Here is a 3,483-nt window from a genome sequence, read left to right as displayed (position 1 = left end):
GCCGCAGGCCCTTTGCCAGTCCCACACCATGGTGCTGACGCCGTGGATGCTGGCGTACTTGTCGGCGGGGCAGGAGCCGCCGCCACTCAGGAAGCCGTCTTCGCTGTAGGTGACGGTCTTGTTCGACTTCGGAATCTCGCCGTCAGGCACATCGGTGGTGGCGCAGGCGAGCGAATCGGGGTTCTTCTCGCACTCGTCCCGCTTGTCGTCGGTCGTCTCTGTCTCGGTGGTCTTCTCGCCGGTGTTGTTGTTGACGGTCGTAGTCGTCGTCGTCGGCGTGTTGGTGACCTTGTTGTCGTTGTAGGTGTAGTTGTTCGTCGTGCTGGTGGTCGTCGTGATGGGCTGCCCCTGCGGATTCACGGTGGTTTTCGTGACGGGCGCACCTTGACTGCTGGCAGGCCCTGTGACCGTGGGGCTACCGACCTGCACGGTCTCACCACTGCCTATGGCCTCGCGCAGGATATTGCCAAGCCTTTGAGGATCAGGCCACCCCGATTCGCGGGCTATGCGAGTGGCGAGATCATCCGGAGAAATTTCGCGCTGTTGCCCTGAGGGACAGACATCACCGTCTGCGATCACTTTGTAGCCGGAGGACGACCCATCGGGGCACGTCATGCGAACATCTACCGGCACGGTCTCCTGGCCACTGCGTGTGCAATACGCGGTGCTGCCTCTGCGGACGTAGCCCGTGCTGCTGGGAATATAGGCCTTGCAAGCCTCCAGCGGGTCGGCGTACCACCTGTCCCCATAGAAGGCCCGCTCCATGCCACCGCCGTTCTCATCCGTGACGTAGAAGCGGTTGTCCGCCCCACCCTCACCGGCTTTCATGATGACCTTGACGTCGCCCAAAAGCGCGACCACCGCAGCCAGGGTGCTGACAGCCGGGATGGCGCGAGTGGCGAAGCGTGCAATGGCTTTGCCGAGGGACGCGGCCTCGACCTTCGCGACAGCGGTGAGCGGAATCTTAGGGCCGGAGCCTACCGAGAGAGACTCCGATCTGCCGATGGTGGCACCGGTGTAACTGCCCTTGATATCGAGGATGGTGGCACCAGAACCGGTCCCGATATTGGCCTCCCGCACATTGCCCGATCCGTACCAGACGTAGTCAGAGGTCTTCCTCCACTCGACGGCATGCGCTACTTGAACATGAGCCAGAGCAAGAAGGCCAAGCCCAAGCCAAACTGGATTTCTAGTGCGGACGGCATGATTAGTTTTCACTGGAGTCTGTCCGGAAAAGCCCGGTCAGGTACCGGATGCAGTAGATGGGAACTGCGACGGAGACGAAGGCGAGGAACAACCACGCCATGTCGGCGACGTGCTCCTCGGAGGGCGGGGCCGGGGCGACGAGCACCGTGATGCTGGTGCCGTCGCTGGCCGTGGCCGTGCCGGTGTTGGGCTCGGCCATGGAGGGTCAGAACCAGCCGAATTTGGTGGCAAGCTTCTTGAGGCCCCAGATGGAGATGCAGGCACCCATGATCGCGCCGACGATGGCGACACCGTCGGTGGACAGGTCGGTCATGGCGGTGGTGACACCGGCGGGGACTGCGGCTTGCGCGGTGCCGACGAGGGCCAGGGGGGCGACTGCCAGGGCAGCGATGCGGGAGCGGGTGGATGCGAACATGGGAGAGGTCCTTTCAAACAGTGCGGGATTGCACTCGGCAGGCCTCGGCGCATCACTGCGTTGGAGGGCTGCGGGGTACAAACTCACAAGGTGCATGTAAATGCAGCCACGACCGTCAAGAACATGTTCAGAACCAGCATCCAAAAGATACACAAGCTCAACCTGTCACGGCGGTGCTCAGCCCACTCAGCGTCCGTTACATCAGCCACCGAAACCGCGCCATGACCGAGGCAATGCCCACACCTACGGCAATTCGGACAAGGATTCGTTGGAACATCGGGGGAGGGCATTACGCGCCTTTGCGGGCCACCCCCGCATCGACATTGGCAGCAACAGCCGCCGCATGGGTCTTGCGAACCGAGGCGATATCTACGGGGATCAGATTGGTGAGGATGGCCTCAATGCGCCGATCACGCAGGCCGGCGGACAGCGCAAAACTGCCGGTATAGGTGCCCGGCACGGTCTTGTTGCGCAGTTCTTTGGGAAGCATCAAGACGCCAACCTGCTGCGGAGAGCCGTCATCAGCGAGCAGCAGGCACTCGGCGTCCTGCATTTCCCAGGCGCGGCCGTCTTTGGAGCCGCTGCGGGCATCGTTGACTTTGATAATCTGAATGAGCGCGGTAAACATAGTGCGAGCCTCCTAAGGCCGGACAGAGCAGGGAGACGTTTCCCTCGGTTGCCCCACACGTGAGGCAACGGGGGGAAGGGTCAAAACAGAGCAATGCGCCGTGCAGCCCACAGAATGGACGCTTTGATCCACTGAGGACACACATGCGAATTCATGCGAACCCGCACGCGGCGCCTGTCGAGGGCGAGGCAAAACTGCTGGAACGTATCCAGGCCTTGCATAAGCGGAACGACACGCCGACCCTCTACACCGCCGCCCTGAAGAACAGCGACGGGCAACTTCGTTTGCGCATCGAATGCAACGTGCAGGCGGAGGAATCGAACCTTGTCGCCCTTCTGGAACGCAGCAACTTCGTCGATGAACTGGACGATGTCGGAACTGAAGATGAACTGGAGCGAGGAGACGAACTCGCCGACTTTGACGGGATCTTTAGCCCCCGTTAACGCGACCTCCACCCACCGGATCGGCGCGGGAGGCACCCCGGGGAGGGGCAGAGTACAAATGTCAGAACCGGCGCATCGAAGGGCGGGCATGGCGTTTCTTTCGTGGCAGATTTGGCCTACACGTGACAACTCGTCACGGAACGAAAGATAGCACAACCATGACGAGCCGTCACCAAATATTTGATGACGCGCCGTCACAATGGCGGCATGGACACCACAAACGATCTACTGGAGTTGGCTCTTCACAAGAAGAAAGCAGCAGAGTGGGCGCGCGACCTCGATGTAGACGCCTCAGCCATCGCGCAAGCAAAGAAGCGAAAGAAGCTAAGTGCACTGCTGGCGGGGTCGATGGCCAGCAGCTTGGGAGAAGACCCGCTCTACTGGACAGCGCTGGCGGGCCTTGAGAACGAAGCCGACAGCGCGGCTAAACGATCCCTAGTCGAGCAGATAACGACGGCTGCACGATCTCGATCCAGTCGCCATCACTGCAGCTGCAATGCCGCGCGAAGTACCGGAGAAGACTGACGCATCGCACGCCTCAATGCTGCCCGCTCAGGGCGCACAATTGCTGAAATAGTCCGGCGAGAAACACCAAACCAGACACCAAGCGCATCCATAGTCCACCATCCGGATGCATAACAGTCGCGCACATCCTGCCAATACTCTTCAGGCAGCGCAGAAGACTTTCCACCCCATCGAACACCCCGCATGTACGCAGCGACCTGGCCAGCTATGGCGCGCTCCCTGATCATCGAGCGTTCTAGCTGCGCGAATGCTCCGAGGATTTGCAG

The 3,483-nt window shown here is 61.0% G+C and carries 6 protein-coding genes and 1 pseudogene; 2 read left to right on the top strand and 5 right to left on the bottom strand.

Annotated features, from left to right (window positions below; all coding sequences use genetic code 11):
- The 4 genes from DFQ15_RS17285 to DFQ15_RS16675 all read right to left on the bottom strand — a co-directional run.
- Positions 1–1,218, bottom strand: a 1,218-nt coding sequence (locus tag DFQ15_RS17285) for a hypothetical protein (protein ID WP_199399906.1), incomplete at its 3' end; no start/stop codon positions are given.
- Complete coding sequence (locus DFQ15_RS16685) at positions 1,208–1,405, bottom strand: hypothetical protein (RefSeq protein ID WP_110467034.1); 198 nt, start codon at positions 1,403–1,405, stop codon at positions 1,208–1,210. The genes DFQ15_RS17285 and DFQ15_RS16685, both read right to left, overlap by 11 nt.
- 6 nt (positions 1,406–1,411) lie before the next feature.
- Positions 1,412–1,621, bottom strand: a complete 210-nt coding sequence (locus tag DFQ15_RS16680; protein ID WP_110467033.1) for a major capsid protein — start codon at positions 1,619–1,621, stop codon at positions 1,412–1,414.
- A gap of 289 nt (positions 1,622–1,910) precedes the next feature.
- On the bottom strand, positions 1,911–2,249 hold the full coding sequence (locus tag DFQ15_RS16675; protein ID WP_110467032.1) for a hypothetical protein: 339 nt from the start codon (positions 2,247–2,249) through the stop codon (positions 1,911–1,913).
- A 143-nt stretch (positions 2,250–2,392) separates the two neighbouring features.
- Here DFQ15_RS16675 and DFQ15_RS17280 point away from each other — a divergent pair, with 143 nt between their 5' ends.
- Both DFQ15_RS17280 and DFQ15_RS17275 read left to right on the top strand, forming a co-directional pair.
- A complete protein-coding gene (locus DFQ15_RS17280; RefSeq protein WP_146228792.1) occupies positions 2,393–2,692 on the top strand; it encodes a hypothetical protein in 300 nt (99 codons plus the stop codon).
- Positions 2,693–2,899: 207 nt separating this feature from the next.
- Positions 2,900–3,217: a hypothetical protein gene (locus DFQ15_RS17275; protein ID WP_146228791.1), complete on the top strand. Its 318-nt coding sequence runs from the start codon at positions 2,900–2,902 to the stop codon at positions 3,215–3,217.
- Here the strand turns inward: DFQ15_RS17275 and DFQ15_RS18015 are convergent.
- Positions 3,175–3,483 (bottom strand): annotated as a pseudogene (locus DFQ15_RS18015) (recombinase family protein); the annotation flags it as partial. The gene DFQ15_RS17275 and the pseudogene DFQ15_RS18015 overlap by 43 nt on opposite strands.

This window comes from Xylophilus ampelinus (genome assembly GCF_003217575.1).
Taxonomy (GTDB): domain Bacteria; phylum Pseudomonadota; class Gammaproteobacteria; order Burkholderiales; family Burkholderiaceae_C; genus Xylophilus; species Xylophilus ampelinus.
This window is presented reverse-complemented; position numbering and strand designations above follow the sequence as displayed.

What these genes read in the sequence shown, in the direction of transcription:
- DFQ15_RS16685 (WP_110467034.1), bottom strand. Translation starts at nt 1,405, where the DNA reads ATGGCCGAGCCCAACACCGGCACGGCCACGGCCAGCGACGGCACCAGC.
- DFQ15_RS16680 (WP_110467033.1), bottom strand. Translation starts at nt 1,621, where the DNA reads ATGTTCGCATCCACCCGCTCCCGCATCGCTGCCCTGGCAGTCGCCCCC.
- DFQ15_RS16675 (WP_110467032.1), bottom strand. Translation starts at nt 2,249, where the DNA reads ATGTTTACCGCGCTCATTCAGATTATCAAAGTCAACGATGCCCGCAGC.
- DFQ15_RS17280 (WP_146228792.1), top strand. Translation starts at nt 2,393, where the DNA reads ATGCGAATTCATGCGAACCCGCACGCGGCGCCTGTCGAGGGCGAGGCA.
- DFQ15_RS17275 (WP_146228791.1), top strand. Translation starts at nt 2,900, where the DNA reads ATGGACACCACAAACGATCTACTGGAGTTGGCTCTTCACAAGAAGAAA.